Raw genomic sequence first — 19,634 nt, 5'->3', positions numbered from 1 at the left:
AATTAATTCCCAAGGAGACACAATGGACTGGATTCAAAGCGTGAAGAGTTATATTCGTGTGGTCGAAGAAGGTAGCTTTAATGCTGCAGCGCGGAAACTCAATACCACCAGCTCAGCTATCAGTAAACGAGTTCAATGGCTAGAAGATAAAATTGGCGTTCAGCTACTTAAACGCACGACCCGCTCTATTAGCCAAACCGAAGCTGGTGCGCTGTTTTATCAACGAGCAAAAAATCAGTTGGATTCATGGCAATCAGTATTAGATGAAACTCGCTCAGTCAATCAATCACCAGCGGGGTTATTGAAAATTGGCGCGACACTGGCGGTTGGTTCTAAGTTTTTGGTGCATTACCTAGATGATTTTCTTGAGAAATATCCAGACATTACGCTTCAATTAACGACAACGCTACCGGGCCAATTGCCAGAGCTAAGCTTAGACCTGTTTATTAGCCGGGAATTAGAGCAACTTAATTCGCTAAGTTTCAAAGCCACCGCACTTTTCGAACATAAAGCCCAGTTTTACGCCGCGCCTAGTTACCTAAAAAAATATGGCACACCACAATGCGTTGAGGATCTGACAGAGCATAATGTCCTGATTTGGGGTGAAAAGCCCTCACGCGAAATCAAAACCAATCGAGGCAAACGTATCAGCTTGTCCGGTAACTTTGCCACGACCAACCCAGAAGCGCTGTTTCATGGTGCCAAAAGAGGCATGGGTATTCTGATGACGAATAACGTCATGATCAAAGATGATCTCAAATCCGGCGCGTTAGTGCCTATCTTGCCCGATATCACAGCGGATAAAGCCACTGTATATGCCTACTATCCAAAGCTGGATTATCAGCATACCCGAACTAAGCTGTTCCTCGATTATCTCAAATCGCGATTAGAAGAGGAGAAGCGCGCCTAGCTTAGCGTTTTTATCGCTATACCTTTAAAAGGTTCAAGCATAAAAACATGAAAATAATGATTTGTTCGTTCACAAAATTTGAAAAATTCGCCTTAGTAACCGATAGTTTATTTGATGCATATCAAATAATAATTCTTCGTGTCTCACACGATATGGTAATCACAACGCTAGGTGAAATGCTCAATGGGTCAGGTACAAATCAGTTTCCACAAAATTGATGAAATATTGAAGCTAAACGGCACGGCTCAGCTAAACCGAGTCACGTTAGATATTCATCAACAATTGCAGAGCCATTGCACTTGCGTTGTAGAAGTTGCGCATCTTCAACATTCGGCTCATACCATCTCCTTCGCTAGCAATGGAAAAATTACAGACAATCTAAGCTACCACCTTTCAGGCACCCCCTGTGAAAAAGTGGCAAAAGACATTGGCGAACATATTTTCTATCAGGACCAAGTTTACAAACGCTTTCCTGAAGATCAGATGTTTCAAGAGGATGGTATTCAAGCTTACATTGGTCTGCCATTAAAGACACAAAATGGCGAGGTTCTGGGAATTTTATTGTCCACCTTTACCCGAAGCATCCACGCTAAGGAAGCGCAAGATATCCTCGACTTCCACCGCTTTTATGCCAATGTCATTATTCACAGCTTACGTGAAAAGTGGGTCAGTGAACGTTCAGATAAGCTTCTTAATCAGCTTAGCTATGAAGTATCGCATGATAACCTAACTGGGCTGCTCAACCGTAGCTGCTTAGCTGATACCTTGGAGACATTGACGCAACAGGCCACTCGTCCATTCAGTTTGGCTTACCTAGACATCGATAACTTCAAATCGATCAATGATATCAACGGAAACTACATCGGCGACCAAATTATTAAGTTTACGGCAAACGCCATTCAACAAAGCTTGTCATCGCCAAACAACGCTTTTCGTGTCGCTGGAGATGAATTCGCCTTCATTACTTACGATGAAGATCCTGTCGCCGTGTGTCAGGAAGTACTCGACAAAATTGAAAGCGGCTACAGCGACAAATCTAACCGAATTTCTTTCACTGTTAGTATTGGTATCGCGCGCGCACCAGTACATATGTTGAACAGCGATGAGCTAATTTTGAATGCCAGTCTCGCTCTCAAAGACTGTAAAAAACATCGCGATACACGAATTCAGCATTACGACACACATCTTAGCGCCCTTTATCACCGTAGAACGCAGCTTATTGAAGCCATGCGCATTCAACTAAGCGCTGACATACATGATAGCGAAGAGCTGTATGTCGTTGTTCAGCCAATCGTAGATATCACAAGTGATCGCTGGAATTACTTTGAAATCCTAGCCCGCTGGAACAGCAATGTTTACGGGAACATATCTCCTGCGGAATTCATTGAAGCTGCCGAACAATCAGGCCTGATTATCGAGTTGGGTGAACGTATTATTGAACTCGCATGTATCGCAAAACAAGAGCTAGAAGCCAACTTAGGATACAAAGTTAAACTCTCTATCAATTGCTCTGCGTATGAGCTGGTCGACTCTAACCGCTATATTAACCACCTAACTAACATGGTTGAAAAGTATCAGCATGAAGCAAAAGACTTTGTTATAGAGCTCACCGAGACCGTTTTACTCTCGCAAAGTGGCCGTGAACAGATGGTACTTAACTCATTGCGGTACTTAGGTTTTAAAGTCGCGTTGGATGATTTTGGTACGGGATACTCAAGCTTGAACTATATACACAATTATCCGATTGATAGCATTAAAATCGATGCAACCTTCGTTCAAAACATGCTCTCAAATACAACCTCTGAACAAGTGGTGTTTTTGATAGCGCAATTGGCAGAACTGCTTGATGTGGATTTGATTGCCGAAGGCGTAGAAGACGATAGAGCACTACAAAAGTTAATTGAAATGGGCTGCCACTACATTCAAGGCTATTTCTACTCTCGCCCACACAGTGTTGATGAAATCGTACACCTGATAAATGAACGTGAAGTGCGGAGCGCCTAAGAGCTCTAAACAAGCGACGGTCATGGAATGTAAATCTAGCTAATGCATAAAGTAAAAGAGACCAAGCTATGCTTAGTCTCTTTTTTATTTTTTGAGCGAAGTACTTTGTTACAGCACTGCTTTCTCTTTATCGCGTAATAGCTTATCCATTTCATCTCTGTTCGCGACAAAGGTTGCCATCTCTTTCTTAGGAACAGAGCTCGCCATTGGGATGTTTGCTCGCATAGCGTTAACTGGACGGCCGTATTCAATCAATTCATAGTGAAGGTGTGGCCCTGTCACTCGACCTGTTTTGCCGGAAAGACCGATACGCTGGCCTCGAGAAACCTTTTGCCCTTTCTTCACCAGAATCTTACTTAGGTGTAAGTAACGAGTTTTGTATTTGCTGCCGTGCTCAACAACCACGTAGTTACCCGCATATGGGTGTTTACGAGTCATGATCACTGTACCGTCACCAGTAGAAACGACTGGTGTACCGGTTGGCACGGCAAAGTCAGTACCGTTGTGCGGTGCAACACGCCCCGTTACTGGATGTAAACGATTAGGATTGAAGCCAGAACTGATACGCCAACGGCTACTTACAGGATAACGCTGGAATGCGCGCTGTAAGCTTTCACCTTTAGCATTGTAGAATTGACCATCGGTATGAAGGTAAGCCGTGATTTCACGTCCGCGATTGTAGATCTTAATCGCCTCAATTTCGTTCTTGCCCGTTGGTACACCATTGATGCTTTGCGAACGACGAACGACTTCAAATCGATCACCTGCACGAAGATCACGCCCAAAGTTGAGTTGCTCTTTGAGTAAGCTCACAACTTGACTCACTTCTGCCGACGTTAGACCTAGTCGACTTGCAGAAGAAGAGAAACTGCCTTGAATAACACCAACCAATGGTTCTTGGCTCCACACGCCAGGAATCGAGATATCGGTAAAGTCATAGCTACCATCACTATTTAGTTGGTAGACCACTTTATCTGCAATAGAAAATTGCAGTTCCATTTTCTCTAACTCGCCTGTCGCATCATCACGCCAAAAACGGAGCGTATTGCCCGGCTTTAGTGTATCAAGTGCAAGGTAGTTCAAATCCGTTTCCATTACTTTCATTAACGAGCTGTAACCGAAACCGAGCTGGCTAAAAATAGTGCTTAGGTTGTCACCAGCTTGGATTTGATATTCGAAGTTCGGGGGAGTGACAACTTCGGCAGTTGTCGCATCAAGAATTTTTTCAACGACCTGAGATTCAGGCAGGTTCAATGCGATGGTTTTGGTTAAAGATGACTCTTTGAGAGAGTGAGAAACACCAATCGCAACTAAAACTGGCAAGGAGTATAACAGCAGCGCTCTACGACTTGTCAGATTCGGCAACCGTCTTGTAATTTCATTTGTAGACACGGGAATTACTATCTCCTTTCAAACAAGGCTCATAGCTTATGCATTCCCGTATAAGAAATCACTATGAAATTTCGAGATCTAGCGCAGAAAACACTGAATTTTTACAGAACTCAAAAAAAATTCATCACTGTTGCATATGTAAGTTATTCCCTACACGCTTTAATGTGGATGAATTTAATTGATTTGGCGTATCTGCCATTGCTTGATCGTCACCATGCGCTAAATATGAAAGCGCGATAATGGCATCACTTTCCCATGTGATTTGGGTAAATTTAACGCGATCACCGACAAAAATACTGTCTAAAAGGACAACTCGGCTCGGAACGGGGTCAAACTTAAACAAGCCAACATAGTTAAACGAACCGCTACCTTGTGTCGTTACAATCATCGGTGCAGCAATCCATGAAACACTCTCAATATCACGCTGACTAATAAACGCAGTTGGAACGAGTACCTGACCTTTTGTCGCACCTGCATCATAATCGCCTATCAAATAGCCGTTTTCTTTATCCCACTCATCAAGAAAAGTGACCGCTCCCTGCTCTGGTACTTGAATCGTCCATGGGTTGCGTGAAGTAATTCCCAGCGTCTCTTGCACAATAACATTGGTTTCTGCTTCCGATTGAGGGAACTTAGCCATGATCTCTTCATCAGACAAACTAAAGCGATAAACACCCGCGATCACAACCACGACCAATAATACGATCGGAATAAGAAGAATAAGTGGTATCGGCAGGATTCTTTTGTGAGCCATGAAGACTTCCTTGTTTAAAGGTATAAATGAAAAAGCGAGTATAGCATTGTATACCCAAATGATTTCATCCCTTCAAGGGTTTCAAAATTAAACTAAACTGACTGTATCCAAATGATTTTCAAGCCCAGAGTTCATAACTTGCCACTGACACTGCTCTCAGTGTTCCAAATTCATTGGTGTATTGGGAAGAATAGGTAATCACGATGACAACAACCATTCATACATGCGAATGCGCCTGCGGTTTAGTTGAGCTCCGTTGTAAGGGAGAACCCATCCGTACGTCTGTCTGCCATTGTTTTGAATGCCAAAAGCGGACAGGCAGTGTGTTTGGGGTACAGGCTCGCTTTGATAAAGAGCACGTAACTTTAAACGGTGAGGTCACCTGCTATACGCGAATGGGGGATGATGGCAGCGAGGTTCAGTATGAGTTTTGCCCTTCTTGCGGCACGACAATGCGCTTATTGGTCTCTACATTTCCTGAAATCATGATCATTCCCGTCGGTCTTTTTACTGATAAAGAGTTCCACCAACCAACGGTTTCAATCTATGAACAGAGGAAACATGGATGGGTGAGTTTCGAATGTACAATGGAACACATCAGGTAGGGGAAATCCCCCTCTATGTCGTTATCATGGTCAAAGCAAAAGCTCGATAAATGAGATTTTTTTGAGAATGATCAACCGAGTTTTACTGTAAGGGGTTTCGTAACGCGGTGTGAGCGTTATAATCGGCTCCTAACATTTGGTGGGGTTTTATTGTGATTTCCAGACTTCCTCGTTGGGTGGAATATGGCGCGTTTCTACTTGCCCTTCTCGCGGGCTGCGTCAATGCCGTTGGTCTTCTCGGCTTTCAACATCAAGCGATAACACATCTTTCGGGAACCGTAACTCAGCTAGGGAACAGCTTGCTAACAGGTGTGGATAGCTCCATTCACCTGCTCTTCATCGTATTTAGCTTTTTGATCGGTGCTGCCTTTAGCGGTTTTTTTATTGAGAGCAGTGCGTTAAAACTAGGGCGAAGATATGGTGTTGCACTGTGCATAGAAGGGAGCTTGCTCCTACTCAGTTTGGGCTTTTTGGTGCAAGGGGATTTGTACGGCCAATATCTAGCGTCAGCAGCATGTGGATTACAAAACGCAATGATCACTACATTCAGCGGCGCAGTAGTCAGAACCACACATATGACTGGGATCATCACCGATCTGGGGATTATGATTGGAGAAAGCTTAAGAGGTCGCCAATTTGATCGACGTAAAGCAAAGCTATTCCTATTCATTTTCTTCGGATTCTTGCTTGGCGGTGTCGCAGGAGCCGCACTTTTCGTGGTATATGGATTATATACGCTCGTTTTCCCTGCAATATTGGCTTTCGCTACGGCTCTGATCTACTGGAGTTACCTTTACATGCTTAGTCGCCAACAAAAAGCATAAAATCTCGAACCGATTGAGGCCGAATGCTTCAATCGGTTGTAGATCAACTCTCTCACCACTCCACATCATAATAAACGTTTTATCGTGTTGTAACGCAGCTAAAAAACCTTATAACAGCTAGGGCTAACAGGGCTCCCGGCAAAAAGTTAGTTAGATCAAAGTCACATTTGTTTACCGTTTTATTATTCCAGTCACAATGCGCCCCATAATTCTCTGCGCTGCCCGCGCTCCGTGCTACAATTTTCTAACACAAGCAACATATTCGTATACACTTATACGTTATTTGACCAATTACCCGACAAATCGGCTGAATAACTAGATGTATTTAATGAATAGTATTGCAATGGATGCAGTTTGCGGGTACCCTCCGCAAAACTGTGATTAAATACGGATGTTTAGTGAATATTTATGTCATGGAAATGGCAAGTATTGACTAGTAGTAACACGAGACAACTATGCATAACACCACTAATGCTACTGAAGCTCCTAAGGGCAACTTTTGGATGTTTTTCATCCCTTCCCTAATCGGTCTTCTACTCTTTATGGCTCCGATCTCATACGATGGCGGCCTAACTATCCCTGTTGCGGTTATGGCAAAAGTCATCCCGGCAGTATTAGGCGATACCTTGATCGCTATCGTCACCAGTATCATCGCTTTCATGGCAGTCGCTTCTGTTCTTTGCAAAATTTTCAAGCCTGCAGCGATTTTACGTAATGGATTTTTAAACGGTCTTTTCAATCCATCGCCACTTTGGCTTGTTGTTCGCTTAATCGGCGGTGCAGCCGTATTAATGACATTCTTCCAAGTGGGTCCAAAAGCGATTTGGGAAGAAAACACAGGTGGCCTTGTTCTTACCGGTCTTCTACCAACTTTGTTTGCGGTGTTCATTTTTGCGGGCCTACTCCTTCCGCTTCTTCTGAACTTTGGTCTTCTTGAGCTGTTTGGCGCATTACTGAGTAAAATCATGCGCCCGGTATTCAACCTGCCTGGCCGTAGTGCAATTGACTGTATGGCGTCTTGGTTAGGCGACGGCAGTGTTGGTATCTTGCTAACCAGCAAACAGTACGAAAATAAATTCTATACTCAGCGTGAAGCCGCTGTTGTCGGGACAACGTTCTCAGCAGTATCGATCACGTTTAGCTTAGTGGTTATCGCTCAGGTACAGTTAGAGCATCTGTTCCTACCTTTCTACGGCGCAATCTGTTTAGCAGGTATTGTCGCTGCGGTTATCATTCCTCGCTTACCGCCGCTAAGCCTGAAGAAAGATCGCTACATTGATGGCAGCAACCCAGATAAAGATGCTGACGCCGTACCAGAAGGCCACACCACATTCTCATGGGGTATGGATCTAGCACTTAAGCGCGCGGGTCAGGTAACATCTGTTCAGTCGGTATTTAAAGAGGGCGTACATAACGCAATCGACATGGTGTTTGGTGTACTGCCTGTGGTTATGGGTCTGGGTACCGTGGCATTAGTGATTGCAGAGTACACTCCTGTATTTGAAATTCTAGGTCAGCCATTCATTCCATACCTAGAGCTACTGCAAATCCCAGAAGCTGTCGCCGCATCACAGACTATTGTTGTTGGCTTTGCGGATATGTTTATCCCGGCAATTTTAGCGGCATCAATTGATAATGAAATGACACGTTTTGTTATTGCAGCAATGTCAGTAACTCAGCTTATCTACATGTCAGAAGTTGGCGCCCTACTACTAGGCAGCAAAATTCCAGTAAACATTGTAGAACTGTTCGTTATTTTCATTCTGCGTACGCTAATCACATTACCTGTGATTGCTGGTGTTGCTCATCTGATTTTCTAAAATCAAAGCATCAATCAACAAAGGCTCCGCATTGTCGGGGCCTTTTTTATGTCTAAAACTCTATCTACAGCTCTATTCAGATCACTTAATTAGCAAACGCTCATAACTTAAAACGAACAGCTCCAATCACGTCCCCTTTTACGACAGTTAAGTCGCTCTCATCTCACCAATAACGCCAACCTGAATCACTATGCTTTACGCAATTCTTTTCATTATGACGCTTTCATTAACAGAGCGCACAAATCTGATCAAACTCACGGTTTTTGTCGTAACTTACCGTTTTGTTTAAATTTGGTTAAAAAAGACAACAAATAGACTCATGTTTTTGACAAAGATGTCGATAAAAAAGATAACCAAACACAATAGGTTTCTCTTGATGCCGAATTCGCCCGTTCAAAAAGAGGTGAAAGCATAGTGAAGCCAACCGGGAGAATCAGAGGAAAGCTCATGAAATTTAGACATAAGGTTGTCACAGCCTCGTCATTTTTGCTGCTAATTACCGTGTCACTACTGTCGACGCAACAAGTTATGACGATCCGCTCCCAAACGCAGGAGCACATTGACTCGAGTGTGAACGAGATATTGACCAGTGTTGGCAATACCGTGCAATCAGAAATGAATGCTAAAAAGGATCTCGCTCGTTCTATTACTGAAGTTATCGAACTTAATCCAAGTTCACACAACTACGTTCAGAACATTCTTGAGCGACCAACACCAAAAGCAAGCTTTCTTGCGATTGGCTTTGGTTATGAAAGCAATGGCTTCGTGATTGAAAATGACGACGGCTGGGAAGCAGGACCAGACTACGATCCGCGTCAACGTCCTTGGTTCATCGCAGCTAAAAACAAAGGCGATTTGGTCGTAACAGACCCATACGTCGATGCGTCTTCAAAAAACGTTATCATCTCTGTTGGTACACCTGTAAAAGAAAACGGCCAGTTCTTAGCTGGTATGTTTTATGACCTTGAGCTCACTACCCTTTCTGACCTCGTCAACCAAGTTAATCTGTTTGACGCTGGTTACTTATTTTTGGTCACCGCTGATGGGACAACCATTGCCCACCCTCAAAGTAAGTACAACGGTGAAAAAGTTGGTAGCTACCTGCCACAGGTTGATCTTACACAATCAACGCAACACATTGAGATCGATGGCGATCGTTATATGATTAACTTGACTCACATCCCTGGCGAGAACTGGTACGTGGGTTCAGTTATTGATGAAGCTATCGCCTACTCTGCCGTAGGAGAGCTTCGCAACAGCGCTATTATTTATTCAATCATTGCCGTGATTGCTTCTGTTATTGCACTGACTCTACTCATTCGCACGCTCATGCGTCCGCTGGACACTTTAAACAACGCGATTAAAGGTGTTGCGTCTGGGAAAGGCGATCTTACACAGCGCCTTGAAACTGATACTGACCAAGAATTCTCAGAGCTTGCTACAAACTTCAATACGTTCATGGAAAACTTGCAACAGCAAATTATTGAGTCGAAGAGTATTTCTGATCAAATTTTGAATGGCACTCAAATCACCGCTGAGGGTGCAAAAGATTCGGCAGATGCTATTCAAACTCAGCTACAAGAGCTAGAACAATTAGCCACCGCGATGCACGAGATGTCTGTTACCGCGACTGAAGTTGCCAATAATGCGCAAGGCGCAGCGAGTGCAGCCAAAGAAGCTGATCAAGCAACGGTTGAGGGCTCTTCTGTGGTCGGTGAATCGACACAAACGATCAATATGCTTTCCGATAGCATTGACCTTGCTGTCGAAGAAGTGCAAGTGCTTGAATCTGCAACCGCCAACATCGAAACGATTCTAAAAGTCATCAACGATATTGCGGACCAAACGAACTTACTCGCGTTGAATGCCGCAATTGAGGCTGCACGTGCGGGAGAATCTGGCCGAGGCTTCGCCGTCGTTGCTGATGAAGTTCGTACACTGGCGCAACGAACCCAAGAATCAACAACAGAAATTCGTACTATGATTGAGCAGCTGCAATCTGGCGCATCATCTGTGGCAAATGCTATGCATCAAAGCAAGGGTAGCGCTGTAGAAGCCGTAGAAAAAGCAGACTTGGCAAACAACGCGCTACAACGTATTCGTGATGCGATTCAGCGTATTTCTGATATGAACTTACAAATCGCCTCAGCGGCGGAAGAACAAAGCTTAGTTGCGGAAGAGATCAACAACAATACGGTGAATATTAAAGACCTATCGACTCAAGTCGCCGAATCTGCAAATCGAACTAACGATGCTATGCAGGCACAGCAAGAAGATGTACATAAACAAGATCAAATATTAAACCGATTTACAGTCTAGTCTTCACCTAAACAAAAACAGCGAGCCAATGCTCGCTGTTTTTGTTTTTAGACCTCTATCGCAGTGGTATCTAGACTTAGAACGCCTAGTTTTTAGTGTTGTTGCCACTCGGCTCAAAACTGTTATCACGCTTGCTATGCTGCCTTTCCCACTCTAGTTGAATTCAACATGGATATAGCGGTCATTGGAGCGACGATAATAACGATCATCCACTTTTAAATAGGTGAAATCTCCAATCTTTATGTAGGTACTATTACGAGGAATTCGGTCGTGGTAGTAGTAACTGCGTCTTGGTCGTCGAGACTCCACATAAATAACGTCACGATGTTTATACTTATGTTTATGCTTGTGCTTGCGTTTATGATGATGGTGATGCTCATGATGGTGATCATATCGATGACCATGCCTATGTTTCGGGTCAGCCATCACTTCTGTACTGAACACACCTAAAGACAATATAACGCCAACCATGGCAAAAGATAATTGCTTTGACACAACAGAGCCTCTTATTCATATCAACATCGATATAATAGAAGGGTGAATCACTGTACATGTCAGCCTTTCGCTAAGGAGTTTTACTACAAGGTCAAAGCTTATCGTGATTATCAGAGAAACGTCAAACATCACAAATGCTGATGACTTTGAGTGGCCTGGATTCGGCTATGAATACAAAAAAGCCGCCCGTTATACAACGAGCGGCTCAGTTTTTAAATCAGCTAGCGTGATTTTATACTGCTTGGGCAAACAGCAAGAAACAGCCGAACAGGAAGATCATGCTCATTCCCATTACGCCACCACCAGCTTCATAAATATTGTCATCTTCTACTGGCACTCGACGCACTTTCATTGTCATTGATAATGGGACAAAGACCGCGAGAAACACAAGAATAATCCCCGCGTAGCTAAGAATAGCCAAGAAGTGTTCTGGCGCAAATACAGCACCTAGTAGTGGTAGCACAAACGTGGTAACAAAAATCACCGGCTTGCTTGCTTTCAGTAGGTCTGCATTTTGATCGTATAGCGCCATTGCCACACCTAAGAACGACGTTAGCAGTGCTAACCCAGTGAACATGGATAGGATAAACTCCAAACCTTCGTATTGCTGACCTAATACCGAGATTAACTCTGTTACATTGGAGTATTGAACAAGCTCATGAGGTGGTAGGTTACCGACAACTGCTAACAACCATAATAAGTAACAAACAAGCGGAATAGTTGAACCCACGATAATCATATTACGCAGTTGAGTTTTGCTCGCTTCTTTGTTGTAAGTTACAAGCGATGGGATCACGACCATAAAACCGAAACTGGTGAAAAGCACCGAGCTTGTCTTAATTAGCGCCATCTTATCGTCACTCACGACTTCATCAAGTCCCTCAAACGAGACGCTTGGTGCAAGCGCAAAAAGTGTCAGAATCAGCGCCACGATCATGCCTAGGAACAAACCGCGATTAAGCTTATCTACAACCCCTGTACCTGCCGAAACAATGATACCGACTAAAAGAGTAAAACCGACTTGGCTTGCGATCGTAGATGTTGGCAGCCCAATTGAGGCTGTTACTTTTTGTACGAGATCACCCGCACCAATGATATAAGCCATCAATAGACAAACTAACAGGGCGTAAAGCAAGCTGTTGGTTACCAACTGGCCACCTTTACCTAGCGTTTCGCGAGCAATTGCATTCATGCTCGCGCCGCCGCCTACTTTGCAACTAGCCTCAAGAAGGAGCAGCGCAGCGTAAGTCGTCCCAGCCCAGATGAATAACATAAGAAGAGTGCCCCAGAGGAGGCCAAATTGAGCAAGCACCATTGGTATAGCAAGCATACCAGCGCCAAGAGCAGTACCTGCAACGATCAGGGAGCTGCCGACAAGTTTTAGGTTCACGGTTAATACCTCTAAATTCAATCCGTTTATTTCTCGCCAGTTGTGCTACATCCAAAGCACACCCAACAAAACGCTCTACTCAACCAAAATTTGGTTACAAGAGCACTATGTTACAAGAGCCTTGTATGGCTAAGAAAACATGCAGCAAAAGGTGGTTAATTCAATTGCACATGAACACTTGAGAGTCGTTTTGGGCGATGTCATCGTTGATGAAATGCGCACAACTTTGGGTTCGAAGCAAAATTGTTCATCTTAATTCATCAACGCCATTCGTTATGAATGGATTTGGTTCGAAAAGATTGTAAGGCATAAGCAGGACGATTGAAAAGCAAAAGGTCAATCTTATAGCTATATATTTTAACAACTCTCCTCATTCACCTAAGATGTGTCGTTATTTTCATCACTAATCAGTCTTTTATCGCCTAATGAGAGTAAGAATGTGCTCAACCGCTCAATTTTGGATGGGTGTACAAATTAGTTTACAGTTCAAGTGCAGGTGTTAGATTCCAGGGGCGTAGCCTAGATCGGACAATATCGCTATTATTCGCTGCGTACCGACACTGTTCGGTTCACATACCTCTAAACACTGATTTACGGTTCGAAACTATAGGTAAATGAGTGTCCGAATGCTGGGTGTGGTTCCCCAGCATTTGCATCCTTTCTTTTAGATGTTATCCAAACTGTCTAAATCTAAGCTAGCTTGCCCATTCTATTAATACGCTTTATCTAACGCTCCAATGATATAAGTTAATGCTGAAACGCCCATATCCGCGACCTGCTTCTCAGTCACACTCATATTTTCATACGCAATCTGCAACTCTACCTCACCTATCGATTCTTTATGAAGATAAAGCTCTTTGTAGTTCATCAACCTCTGTTGAGACTGTCGAGTCAGAGCGACAACATTTTCTTTAGTGACACGATGCTGCTCATTAAGCTCGCTAAATAATTGATCTAAAATGCGTTGCATTTTGCGAATTGAAGATTTTGTCTCGATTGATTTGTATGATTGATACTTTTCCATTGAGTTTATAACTGACTAAAATATGTACATTTTTATTAGATAGCTATTCTTATACTGATTGCAAAACAGGTAAATATGAGATGGTTAAACTGGTCCACTTCTTGCTTTATTTAGGTCAAAACTGTCCTTTCAGGAGAGCACATGCAGGTCGATCCTATTATTGAAGCACTGATTGCGAGAAGAAAAGCGAGTGGCCTCTCCCGTGAACAAATGGCAAACATCGCAGGGATGAGCGTGAAAACGTATCAACGGATAGAGCGTGGAGAATCCGACCTGAAACTTTCCCAATATCGCTCCATACTGCGCTCTCTGCATTTGACCGATCTCGACATCGCATTGGATATAAGAGACGTTCAACATGTAACAGCGGATGATCTAATGGCCGTTGCACGCTTGCTTTCTCCTGAAGCTCAGTCCCTACTTGTTCGCCTGTTATCGCTCGTTATTGAACAGCGGAACACAAAAAGCGGCTCATAACCTTATGACTGATTAAGAGCAATAAAATTCCCGCTCGGCCTATAATATTCTCGAATTATGGCCTTCATTCCCTTTTTCATTGATTCTTCTTTTCACGCTTTATATGACAGTCGCGTTGTGTGTTCTACGCCTCCCCAAAACGAATAAAACCCGCAGCTTAGCGGGTTTTAGGGCTGTATAAGAAAATACTTCGTTTAATGTGTTTGGGATTTTACTTAGTAAAAATCCTTAAACTCTGGAATCCTCGCCTTACCTCTCAGCAATAAGAAGTTCAAGAATCGGCTCGTCGACGTAGTGAGTATCTTCTCTTCTTCCACACCGTGTTTTTCCAGCAAAGCAATCGCCAAATCTAACTTAGAGATCTCTTCACAGAAGTGCGCATCAGATCCGGTACTGAAGTAAACGCCAATCTCTTTGCCCAGCTCGACAATGCGATCACAACGGGAATCACTACCCTTACGGCTTTTGCCTGTCAAAGATGTATTGTTAACTTCAACCGCAACATTGTGCTCTTTAGCACAGCGCAGCACCTGTTCCATATCGAATGGGTAATTTGGGTTGCCTAAGTGACCGAGAACATCCACCCTGCCGCTTTTAATCGCATTTATCAGAGCGGCAGTATGCTCAGCTTCGGTTGCGGGCTTGAATACGGGTTCATGGAAACTCGCAATCACCCAGTCAAGATGTTGGTCAGAAGACGATGGTAAGTCTATCTCCCCTTTCACATTCAGCGTGTTGGCTTCGACACCACGGAGAATACCTACATCGTGTAAAAAGCGGGGCAAAATTCTTTGATTATTGAAATGCCAGTAGTGAGGGGCTCCTGGCATTTCGGGAGCATGATCGGTGGTACAAAGAAGTTTTAGCCCCTTATTCTTGGCTGCCAATGCGTTCTCTAAAATGGTGCTGTAGGCATGTCCACTGGCAATAGTATGGGTGTGGCTATCAACGACGATATCCATGGTGACCTCCTAAATTGTGGACGAATTATCGAATTTCGAACGAACCGTTTTGATTGAGAAACAGCGTGAGATCCGCTGGAATTGAGTGATTTAAAACCTTATCTACATTTACGGCATCTGAGTTCAAATAAAACTCCAATGCAGCTTCTGGCTCAGTACCACCACGAATCTTACGATTGACTAAACGCTCTTGTAGAAACTCCGCTTGAGTATCAATAAACACCGTAAAATCGGCCAAGCGATGCAGCTCTTTCCATACCGGTTCATCAAGCAGCAGCCAGTTGCCCTCGACGACGACAATATTACGGTTAACCTGAATGGCATCATCAACCGGATCATGCAGGTTACGGTCATAGTAAGGCCATTTGCTGTCTTTCACTTTAAGCTGTTTCAGCTTGTCGATAAGCTCGGTGAGATTGAACGTCTCGTAAGAGCCTTTAATGCTGCGCAGAGGAACAATGTCACCATTACGTTCAATGGTGTTGCTGTCGAGGATTTCATTCGGGTAGTGAAAACCATCAAAAGGCAGAACCTGAAGTGGCTCTTGGTTTTCATCTTGTTCAGAGAGATATTCCCAGAATGCAGCAAGGGTTGACTTACCGCTGCCTGGAGGGGCACACAAGAACACGACAATACGTTCCTGCTTCTCATGATAAAGACGGGTAAACTTTTCGATAAGAGGTTGATGGATTCGCTTTACGTCGGCATCGGGAAAAGTAGCTTCGGTTTCAAAACCACTGACGTTTAAATTCACTTTCATGGTGAACCCTTATTGATTGATCTCCCCTTCGATTCTTTCTATCAACATTTCACACGACAGCTTCAACACTGTTTTGATGAGAGATTCGTATCTCATTTGCGAAAAGGACTCAAACGAAGAGAACTTAAGCTGATTGATCGACTCAAGATAAAAGCTGTCTTGCTGAGAAGAGAGTACCGCTTGGTTTTTGATGAAGTCGTAAATCACGTCATCCGCGAATTCGACTTTCTCTGGTTGACTAACCACGTACTCCAAGACCTGATCGTACAATCCGATATCGGCGTAAGTTTCCAAAGAGATTTTGCCCATCGCAAACATTAGCTTCGATACCACATCGGTCGTCACCAACGGACCATCTTCTTTCAATAAAGGATCCACAGCATACTCCTTCACTAGGTCGTCTTGGACGAACACGCTCGGAAGTAATGCTTTTAACTTGAGGTTAATTATTTTGTTAGAAACCTGAAGAAACGCAGTCGCATTTTCGCACTCGTCCAGTTTCTCCAGTAATTCGTCTTCACGTGACAACGTATTATGACCTCTCCATTATGTGGCAGCGCAAAGGCTACCACACAAATTCGTTGCAACTAAACCGTTAAGCTCACGTCATAAAACTCAAGTAACGCTTTTTCTGCCTGTGCGTTCCACACATAGTTATTCGCGTTCAAAATTGCGTCTAATTCGGCGAAGAACGGGTCTTGGTCTGCCAACGATAGGAAATCATCAATCGCGGTCAATGGCAGGTCGATATGTGGGTAAATCAACTTCTTCCCACCCGGAATATCCAGCTGATTCAGAATCGTATGTGGCGCAGCTTGCAGACCACCAACGTGCGTGATCATGAACGATGGATTGATCTTACCTTGTGAAGACAACTCGATAGATTCCACCATGTCACCGGTCGAGCCGCCAGACGTGCCCACAATGTGCGTTGATTCGTAATGCACGTTGTAGAAGTTAAACGGTACTTTGAATTTCTTATCGGTAGGGCCTGCGAAGAAGTTTAGACAGCCATCGTTACCCAACAGCTCATCGGCTTGTTCTAGCACTTGCGATACCGCTGCATACACCATCACATCGTCGTAACCTTTGCCATCGTTCAGCGCTTTCAGATAAGTCACAGGGTCATCGACTTGAGCGGTGTTCACGTAATGCAGTTCAACGCCCTGCTCTTTTGCTTTCTCAACCGGAATTAAGCACTCTGCTCGGTCTAAACGTGCAGCGTCGATGTCTGTCACCACAATCAGTTTTGGCTTCACAGGTCCGTTAATCGCGTAATCAATCGCGCCAATCCCCATTGGTCCAGCACACGCCAAAAGCGCTAACGCACCACCTTCTTTAATGCCCATATCGTGCTCGTACACGTATTGCGTGGTGTGGTAGCTCGCATGGTACGCACCGATAATGCAAGACATTGGCTCAGCCAGCGACGCATCAGCAAAGTAATCGCCGTGGTAAGGCAGCACGCAGCCTAGGTCGATAGCGATTTTAGGAATAATGGAATACGTCGCGTTACCGCCAAATGTCTCATAGCTGTAGCCCGCCGAGTAGCCTGTTGGCAAGCCCATGGCAGGTTGCAAAACAAAGTAGTCACCAGCTTTGAATTGATCTTTTAGATTCTCACCGACTTCAACAATCACACCTGCGTATTCATGACCTGTCATTACTGGCACTTCGTCAATGTTTTCAGGAACGCGTTTGTGTTTGCTACCTAACAATGCTGCTTTGTAAGTGGATAGACAAATGCTGTTTGAAATGTTTTTAACCAGAAGTTCGTCGGCTGAAATGTTTGGTAAATCAAAGGTTCTTAATTGAACGTTTTTCTCACCACAGATAACCGCTGCCGTTGTTTGTACCATGATTTATCTCCTAAATGGGGCGATACCTGCCGCCCCAAACTGCATTGTTAGGCTGGTTGCTCAGTCGCGACCGCTTGTTGCTTAATCTTGTCCATCAGCTCGTCAAGCGCTGGGTCGTTGAGGAAGTTCTTGATCGTTACGACTGGTAAACCTGTCGCGTTGACTGCGCGGCTTTCTAAGCTCTCGTGCGTCACGACGATGTCGGCTTCACTCGGGACTTTCTCGATGGCAAAGTTCTTCACTTCAATCTCTATCCCAGCTTGTACTAGCTTGCGTTTGAAGGTCGAAGCGCCCATTGCACTAGAGCCCATACCTGCATCACAAGCGAATGCGACGAATGAAATTGGTTTGCTTAGTTCTTGCGTCGTAGCAGCTGCAACTGGCTTAACTGCGCCTTCCGCTTTCATCTCTTTCATGTCAGAAACTGACTTCTCAAACTCGCTTTCTTTTTCTTCTGATTTGCTCACCTTCAGAATCGCACTTGCTACCAAGAAAGAGACAATCGTTGCACTTGTCACACCTGCGATGGTCGCGATGAAGCTACCTTTCGGAGTAAGAGCAAGGTAAGAGAAGATAGAGCCTGGACTTGGACCCGCGACCAAACCGGCATCAAATAGGTTGAAGGTTGCGATGCCTGTCGCCGCACCAGCAATCATTGCCACAATCATGATTGGTTTCATGAGTACATATGGGAAGTACAGCTCATGAATGCCACCAAAGAAGTGAATGATGATGGCACTTGGCGCAGAACGTTTAGACAAACCCTGACCAAACTTTGCGTAAGCCAGCAGCATACCAAGACCTGGGCCTGGGTTAGACGCCACCATAAAGAAGATGGACTTGCCCGTTTCTGCGGCCGCTTGCAGGCCTAGTGGGTAATAAATACCTTGGTCAATGGCGTTGTTCAGGAACAACACTTTTGCTGGTTCGTTAATGATCGCTAACAGAGGCAGGAAACCCGTCGCAACCAACGCTTCGATGCCTGATTTCACAAACAAGTTTGCTGCGGTGACTGAAGGGCCAACAATCTCGTAAGCGAACAAACACAACAACATGCCGACGATACCCAACGAAAAGTTGTTGACCACCATCTCAAAACCAGAAGGGATGCGGTGTTGAATACGTTTATCCACTTGCACCACAACCCAAGCGCTCAGTGGGCCCATGATCATTGCGCCAACAAACATCGGTATGTCAGCCCCGACAATCACGCCCATCGTACCGATAGCCCCCGCTACCGCGCCGCGTTTTTCACCAACAATCTGACCACCGGTGTAACCAATCAAAAGTGGCAGCAAGTAAGTGATCATTGGCCCCACGAGTTCGCCAAAGGCTTCGTTTGGCATCCAGCCCGTAGGAATAAAGAGTGCAGTAATAAAGCCCCAAGCGATAAAGGCTCCGATATTTGGCAGCACCATGGCGGTCAAATGACCTCCGAAGGCTTGCACATTGGCTCGCATGTTTGCTTTCACGTTATGTTCCTTTTAGTATGCTTTTATTATGTCCAGCACTTGTTCTTTGGAAGAAGCTTGTGCCAGTTTTGCAATGTTCTCTTCATCCACAAACATCTCGCTCAACGCTTGAATCACCTCAATGTGGGTATCAGAGTCTTTTGCAGCTAAGGTAATAAGAATATTGGCCGGACCGAGATCCGATCCAAAATCAACAGGTGATGGGAAAATATGAATGCCTAAGCCTGTTTTTAAAACACCAGTTTCAGGTCGGGCATGAGGCATTGCCAATCCAGGGCATAACACATAGTAAGGACCGTTTTCTTCCGTTGAACGGATGATTGCATCAGCATAATTCTGGGAGACGTAACCTTTATTTTCTAGGTATTGCGTTGTCTTTTTAACCGCATCTTGCCATTGGTAAGCGCGATCATTAATTACATCTACTAGTTCGTGGTCGATTAACTCGTACAACATATTTAACCCTATCAACAGTTCGTCATCTGATGGGTTAATTATCAATAACAGAGTCCCAACCGCGCAACCGAGCTACTTTTGCGCTTCGAGTCACACTTTAAAGCCTGTCAA

Annotated in this window: 18 protein-coding genes; 7 read left to right on the top strand and 11 right to left on the bottom strand. The window is 44.4% G+C overall.

The features are described from left to right. Positions 1-22: 22 nt before the first annotated feature. Together VEA_RS22100 and VEA_RS22095 are read left to right on the top strand one after the other, a co-directional pair. Positions 23-910 carry a LysR family transcriptional regulator gene (locus VEA_RS22100; RefSeq protein WP_005391202.1) on the top strand — a complete coding sequence of 296 codons (888 nt, stop codon included), beginning with the start codon at positions 23-25 and terminating at the stop codon, positions 908-910. Between the two features lie 183 nt (positions 911-1,093). Continuing rightward, positions 1,094-2,914 carry a putative bifunctional diguanylate cyclase/phosphodiesterase gene (locus VEA_RS22095; protein WP_006742077.1) on the top strand — a complete coding sequence of 607 codons (1,821 nt, stop codon included), beginning with the start codon at positions 1,094-1,096 and terminating at the stop codon, positions 2,912-2,914. A 108-nt stretch (positions 2,915-3,022) separates the two neighbouring features. Here VEA_RS22095 and shyA read toward each other — a convergent pair whose 3' ends face one another. After that, the gene (gene shyA, locus VEA_RS22090; protein WP_031780190.1) at positions 3,023-4,306 is read right to left on the bottom strand and encodes a peptidoglycan DD-endopeptidase ShyA; all 1,284 of its coding nucleotides are present in this window, start codon (positions 4,304-4,306) and stop codon (positions 3,023-3,025) included. Positions 4,307-4,430: 124 nt separating this feature from the next. Further along, positions 4,431-5,060 (bottom strand): hypothetical protein, encoded by a 630-nt coding sequence (locus VEA_RS22085; RefSeq protein ID WP_012842461.1) that lies wholly within the window; start codon positions 5,058-5,060, stop codon positions 4,431-4,433. A 203-nt stretch (positions 5,061-5,263) separates the two neighbouring features. Between VEA_RS22085 and VEA_RS23680 the strand changes: the two genes are divergently transcribed. The 4 genes from VEA_RS23680 (at position 5,264) to VEA_RS22070 (ending at position 10,628) form a co-directional block, all read left to right on the top strand. Then, a complete protein-coding gene (locus VEA_RS23680) occupies positions 5,264-5,665 on the top strand; it encodes a GFA family protein (RefSeq protein WP_012842460.1) in 402 nt (133 codons plus the stop codon). Positions 5,666-5,817: 152 nt separating this feature from the next. Then, positions 5,818-6,489: a YoaK family protein gene (locus tag VEA_RS22080; protein WP_006742080.1), complete on the top strand. Its 672-nt coding sequence runs from the start codon at positions 5,818-5,820 to the stop codon at positions 6,487-6,489. A 455-nt stretch (positions 6,490-6,944) separates the two neighbouring features. Beyond that, a complete protein-coding gene (locus VEA_RS22075) occupies positions 6,945-8,309 on the top strand; it encodes a YjiH family protein (protein WP_041853121.1) in 1,365 nt (454 codons plus the stop codon). Positions 8,310-8,756: 447 nt separating this feature from the next. Continuing rightward, positions 8,757-10,628 (top strand): methyl-accepting chemotaxis protein, encoded by a 1,872-nt coding sequence (locus VEA_RS22070; RefSeq protein WP_012842458.1) that lies wholly within the window; start codon positions 8,757-8,759, stop codon positions 10,626-10,628. A gap of 153 nt (positions 10,629-10,781) precedes the next feature. Here the strand turns inward: VEA_RS22070 and VEA_RS23675 are convergent, their stop codons facing one another. The 3 genes from VEA_RS23675 to VEA_RS22060 form a co-directional block, all read right to left on the bottom strand. After that, positions 10,782-11,123, bottom strand: coding sequence for a VPA0510 family protein (locus VEA_RS23675; RefSeq protein ID WP_081441257.1), 342 nt, complete (start codon positions 11,121-11,123; stop codon positions 10,782-10,784). 232 nt (positions 11,124-11,355) lie between these two features. Further along, positions 11,356-12,513 (bottom strand): amino acid permease, encoded by a 1,158-nt coding sequence (locus tag VEA_RS22065; protein WP_006742085.1) that lies wholly within the window; start codon positions 12,511-12,513, stop codon positions 11,356-11,358. A gap of 712 nt (positions 12,514-13,225) precedes the next feature. Then, complete coding sequence (locus tag VEA_RS22060; RefSeq protein ID WP_006742087.1) at positions 13,226-13,537, bottom strand: hypothetical protein; 312 nt, start codon at positions 13,535-13,537, stop codon at positions 13,226-13,228. A gap of 141 nt (positions 13,538-13,678) precedes the next feature. On the opposite strand from VEA_RS22060, the gene VEA_RS22055 reads away from it, so the two are divergent. Continuing rightward, the gene (locus VEA_RS22055; protein ID WP_005391220.1) at positions 13,679-14,014 is read left to right on the top strand and encodes a helix-turn-helix domain-containing protein; all 336 of its coding nucleotides are present in this window, start codon (positions 13,679-13,681) and stop codon (positions 14,012-14,014) included. A gap of 215 nt (positions 14,015-14,229) precedes the next feature. Here VEA_RS22055 and VEA_RS22050 read toward each other — a convergent pair whose 3' ends face one another. The 6 genes from VEA_RS22050 to VEA_RS22025 are packed head-to-tail and all read right to left on the bottom strand — an operon-like array spanning position 14,230 to position 19,523. Beyond that, positions 14,230-14,976, bottom strand: coding sequence for a phosphatase (locus tag VEA_RS22050; protein WP_006742088.1), 747 nt, complete (start codon positions 14,974-14,976; stop codon positions 14,230-14,232). 25 nt (positions 14,977-15,001) lie between these two features. Next, complete coding sequence (locus VEA_RS22045; protein ID WP_006742089.1) at positions 15,002-15,736, bottom strand: nucleoside/nucleotide kinase family protein; 735 nt, start codon at positions 15,734-15,736, stop codon at positions 15,002-15,004. 9 nt (positions 15,737-15,745) lie between these two features. Next, positions 15,746-16,264 carry an MltR family transcriptional regulator gene (locus VEA_RS22040; protein WP_005435522.1) on the bottom strand — a complete coding sequence of 173 codons (519 nt, stop codon included), beginning with the start codon at positions 16,262-16,264 and terminating at the stop codon, positions 15,746-15,748. 59 nt (positions 16,265-16,323) lie between these two features. Further along, complete coding sequence (locus VEA_RS22035; protein WP_006742090.1) at positions 16,324-17,595, bottom strand: zinc-binding dehydrogenase; 1,272 nt, start codon at positions 17,593-17,595, stop codon at positions 16,324-16,326. Between the two features lie 47 nt (positions 17,596-17,642). Then, entirely contained in the window at positions 17,643-19,067 is a 1,425-nt protein-coding gene (locus VEA_RS22030) for a PTS mannitol transporter subunit IIBC (RefSeq protein ID WP_081442488.1), read from the bottom strand. Positions 19,068-19,079: 12 nt separating this feature from the next. Then, a complete protein-coding gene (locus VEA_RS22025) occupies positions 19,080-19,523 on the bottom strand; it encodes a PTS sugar transporter subunit IIA (protein ID WP_006742092.1) in 444 nt (147 codons plus the stop codon). Positions 19,524-19,634 lie beyond the last annotated feature (111 nt).

Origin of the sequence: Vibrio antiquarius, from assembly GCF_000024825.1 — a bacterium.
Lineage (GTDB): Bacteria > Pseudomonadota > Gammaproteobacteria > Enterobacterales > Vibrionaceae > Vibrio > Vibrio diabolicus.
This window is presented reverse-complemented; position numbering and strand designations above follow the sequence as displayed.